We start from the raw sequence: 1,828 nt of genomic DNA, 5'->3' as shown, positions 1-1,828 counted from the left end.
ACAAATCAAAAATCAACCAGTTAAGAGGGCGATAATGCTGGTAATGAAAATTCTGTTAGTTCTTTTGGCTATTCTCATTATGGCAATTTTCCTCTATGCTGCTTATGAACCTCAAAAGGAGAAATCTACACGGTAGTTTGTTAGCTCCTTTCTGCTAACTCCTGTTCCTTCAGATACCCTACAGCTTCGTGAACCAGAGTTCTCCAGTTAGGGGAGAACATATCCAGCAGGTTGTAAAGGGCGTTTCCCTTTTTAAACCTTGCTTTCTCAACGGCTAAAAAGACCTCTCCGTTGTCCCTTTTTTCGTGAGAAAGGATAGTTTCCTGGAGCTCCCTTTTCTCCTTTTTGTTCTCCATATTCTCCAGCGAAAACTCAATGAAACTCCAGGTTTTCTCGTGAATAGGAACAATCAGCACTTTCTTCAGGAGCTCCTCTAACTCTTTCCAGCTCATAGAACGGGCAAGGGCGTAAGGTTCCTTGATGTGCTTTTTCTTCTCTATGAGCCTGATAGCGGCGTCTCTGAGGAATTTCGGGAGCCTATCAAAGGGAATCTCCCTCTTGAGAGTAGAGAGGTCTTTTCTATGAATCTCAATTTTGTAGTTGCCGTTCTCCTCATGGAGCTCCAGGATGAAAGGAACCTGATTGTGCTCGTTGAGTTGCTTTATGGCACTCCTGATACGGCGGAGAACCTCAGCGGGATACTTGTAGTTAGCCGTTGAGTTGAGCTCGTTCTTATACCATTCAACCAGCTTTTTACCGTCTCCTATCCAGCGTTCGCCATAGCCCTTTTCGGCATTGAACCATCTCCAAGCCCACTTGTAGAGAGCATAGGCAGTATCTCTCAGGCCGTTGATTGGAGCGTAGGGAATGAGCTTGTAGCCCAGGGAGTATTTGCAGAGGGCAAGGAAGTTATCGTTAAAGATGACTTTAACTGCTAAAGGATTTCCACGGCCTTTAATTCGCTTCAGCGAATAGTCAGATAGAATTCCAATGTTAACTATTTCGGTTTTTCCCTCAAAATACTTGAGAACTCCCGTATCTATAAAACAGTTTTCAAACCTAATCCTCGTATTAACAAGGATTTCAAAACTCCACTTGAGACGGTTAATTCTTCGTTTATCAACTCCCAAACCAATCTCTTTTGCTATCTGTCTCAAAGAACCAATTTCTATTTCTTTTGCCCAGTCTTTCTCCTGGGCTTTTAGCATTAAAAAGTCTAAAACCTTACTGTCAAGTGGGCTTGGAACATCTAAAGCGTTGTAGATTACAACCTTTCCCTCTCCCAGTTCTTTCTCAAACTTGTGTAGAGTTTGTTTTCCTTTCTTTTCCAGAACCCAGGTTCCGCTCATTAAAAGGTTGAAATCGATCTTTAGTTTTGTGTCTAATTTCAAGCCAACCTCAGATTTGGTTGAATTTTATTATAACCGAATTTTGATGCCATCATCAAGGCTTGTAAAATTCACACAAATTGATTCATCTATTTGCGTGTTTTCAAACAAGTTTTTGCGTGTTTTCAAACAAGTTAGGATTACCTATTTGCGTGTTTTCAAACAAGAAAAAATCCCGAACCCCTTGATTTCCAAAGGCTTACGGCGAGTTAACAGATAAGCGTATTTATACGCTTATCTCATACTCTTACGATATATAGAGAATTTTTTAACAGATTTGCTAACAGATAGCCGCCTTCGGCGGCGGAACTTGCAAAAAGGACAGGAAACTTTGATTGAATTGCCGCCGACCTTGAATTTGGAAGGTCGGCGGCCTATGTCCTCGTCAAGGGTCGTTCTTCCTCGGACTGCTCCGCTACGCTCCGCAGTCCTGCGGGAGC

The 1,828-nt window shown here is 42.3% G+C and carries 1 protein-coding gene; it reads right to left on the bottom strand.

The genetic code is table 11. The features are described from left to right. Positions 1-140: 140 nt before the first annotated feature. Positions 141-1,349 (bottom strand): hypothetical protein, encoded by a 1,209-nt coding sequence (locus MV985_RS07800; RefSeq protein WP_297465022.1) that lies wholly within the window; start codon positions 1,347-1,349, stop codon positions 141-143. Between the last annotated feature and the right edge of the window lie 479 nt (positions 1,350-1,828).

The sequence above is a fragment of the Thermococcus sp. genome (assembly GCF_027012695.1).
In the GTDB taxonomy this organism is placed as follows: Archaea; Methanobacteriota_B; Thermococci; order Thermococcales; family Thermococcaceae; genus Thermococcus.
The sequence above is the reverse complement of the archived record's forward strand: the minus strand, read 5'-3'. Positions and strand labels throughout refer to the sequence as shown.

Coding starts and splice junctions, on each gene's coding strand:
- MV985_RS07800 (WP_297465022.1), bottom strand. CDS start 1,349: ATGAGCGGAACCTGGGTTCTGGAAAAGAAAGGAAAACAAACTCTACAC.